The following is a 2189-nucleotide window of genomic DNA, read 5'->3' as shown; positions in this document are numbered from 1 at the left end:
CCGTGCGTCGCAGAGCCCGGTTCGCGCTGCGCGGACTTGCCGGGTCCGGGCTCGGGCGGCCGCTCGTGCCCATCGTGCTGTTCGAATGCGGCAACCTGGCCACCACCCTGCTGATCCTGCGGGCGACGGACGCGCTCGGCGTGCTCGGGTTCGCCGGGGCCGCGTCGATCGCCGTGCTGCTCTACGCCGGCCACAACGCCGTGGCGGCGGCGGTCGCGGCCATCGCGGGCGCCTGGATCGACCGCGGCGATCCGCGCACGGTGTTCGCGACCGGGGCGGCGGTGTACCTCGTCGGCTACGCGCTGCTCGCGCTCGCGACGCCGCCCGTGCCCGTGCTCGTGGTCGCGTTCGTGCTCGCCGGTGCCGGCATCGGCTTCGCCGAGACGGCGGAGTCCGCGATGGTCGCCGGCATCCTGCCCGACGCGCTGCGCGGGAGCGGGTTCGGCGTGCTGGGCGCCGTCCAGGCCGGCGGCGACGTCGTCGCGACCGTCGTGGCCGGGGTGCTCTACACGGTCGCCGGTCCGACCGCCGCGTTCGGCTACGCGGCCGGATGGATGCTGCTGGCCGTCGCCGCCACGATCCTCGTGCGTCGACGGCGCGCCGTCGGCTGAGTCAGCCGGCCGGGGCGTCGTCGATCACGCGCAAGGTCCCGAGGCTGCGGTCGCTCGCGCCGCGCACGTGGCCGCCCGGCGAATTCGACACCGCCGTGAGGAACCGCACCGCCTCCGCCGTGATCACCTCACCCGGCATCACGTTGGGGATGCCCGGCGGGTACGCGGCCAGGGTCTCCGCGCTGACGCGGCCGACGGCATCTTGGGCTGCGACCGCGACCGACGGCCGCAGGAACGCGTCGCGGGGGAGCATGACGAGCTCACCCGGAGTCGGCACCGTGCCGACGCGCGGGATCCGGCCGTCCTGGCTCGCCGGCAGAGCGTGCAGCTCGTCGATGAACCGGTCGATGTCGGGCACGACGCCCGGGCCGAGGATCGCGACGACGCACGTCTCGGTGGCGATCTCGAGGAACACTCCCCGCTGCATGAGCGTGTTGCGCGCGGTGTGCCCGCCGACCCCTCCCCGGGACACGTCGATCGAGACCCGCATCGGGTCGACCGCGACGATGTCGTCGAAGGCGGTGAAGTCGTCCGACGCGATGCCGAAGCGGCCGATGCGCCGGATGCGGTCGCGGATCTCGGCTGCGGCGGCGATGGCCGCCGTCATGCCGTCGTGGCCGTCGACGAGCTCGGCCCGCGCGAGGTCGAGGGACGCCAGCAGCAGCGAGCTCTCCGAGGTCGACTGGGTCAGGCCGAACGCGCGCTCGATGAGCGGCTCGAGGGCCCGGCCGTGCACCGTGTCGGCCAGGTGCAGCATGGCCGACTGGGTGAGGCTGCCCCCGAACTTGTGCGTGCTGCTGACGAGCACGTCGGCGCCCTGCGTGAGCGGCTGCGCGGGGAGGTCCTCGTGGAAGCCGAAGTGCGACGCCCAGGCGCCGTCCACGATGAGTGCGGCACCGGCCGTGTGCGCGATCTCGGCGAGGGCGGGGATGTCGGCGACGGCGCCGAAGTAGCTCGGCGAGGTCAGCACGACCGCCTTGCAGCCCGGGGCGTCCGCCAGCGCGGCGGTGAGGGCCGCCGCCGAGACGCCGTGCGCGATGCCGTGGTCCGTGTCGATCGAGGGCTGCACGAAGACCGGGCGCAGACCGGCCACGACGATGCCGTCGACGGTCGAGGAGTGCGCGCTGCGCTGCACCACGACGGGCGCGTCGGTGCGCTGATACGACGCCAGGGCGAGCGCGATCGTGCGGTTCGCCTGCGAGGCGCCGTTGGTGAGGAACCACGTGCGCCGGGCCGACCACGCCTCGGCCGCGAGGTCCCGCGCCTGCTGCAGGGCGTTGTGCGGCCCGAGGTCCAGGCCCGGGATCAGCGGGGTCACGTCGCGCTGCAGCACGGACTCCCCGAAGAACGAGGTCAGCCGCGGTGCCGCGAGCGGGTCCGCGGCGTGCCCCGGGACGATCAGTCGCACCTGCTCGCGCTCTCCGTGCGCGGCCAGTGCGTCGGCGTACGGCGTCGGAGAGGGCGTCGCGCCGGCGAGGCGGTCGAGCAGCGGGGCGGCGCACAGGTCGATCGTCATGTCTCCATGCTGACCGCCGCGACATGAAGAGGGAATATCGAGATATCTTCATATCTCGATAG

Annotated in this window: 2 protein-coding genes; one reads left to right on the top strand and one right to left on the bottom strand. The window is 73.9% G+C overall.

From position 1 onward, the window contains the following. On the top strand, positions 1–611 hold a 611-nt coding region (locus VJR25_RS14740; protein WP_324116336.1), incomplete at its 5' end, for an MFS transporter. 1 nt (position 612) lies between these two features. On the opposite strand, the gene VJR25_RS14735 is transcribed toward VJR25_RS14740, so the two are convergent. Next, entirely contained in the window at positions 613–2127 is a 1515-nt protein-coding gene (locus VJR25_RS14735) for an aminotransferase class I/II-fold pyridoxal phosphate-dependent enzyme (RefSeq protein WP_324116333.1), read from the bottom strand. Positions 2128–2189: the final 62 nt, after the last annotated feature.

It is taken from the genome of Microbacterium sp., from assembly GCF_035277845.1.
Lineage (GTDB): Bacteria > Actinomycetota > Actinomycetes > Actinomycetales > Microbacteriaceae > Microbacterium.
Note: the sequence above shows the minus strand (reverse complement) of the source record. Positions and strands in the feature narration are given on the sequence as shown.

Coding starts and splice junctions, on each gene's coding strand:
- VJR25_RS14735 (WP_324116333.1), bottom strand. CDS start 2,127: ATGACGATCGACCTGTGCGCCGCCCCGCTGCTCGACCGCCTCGCCGGC.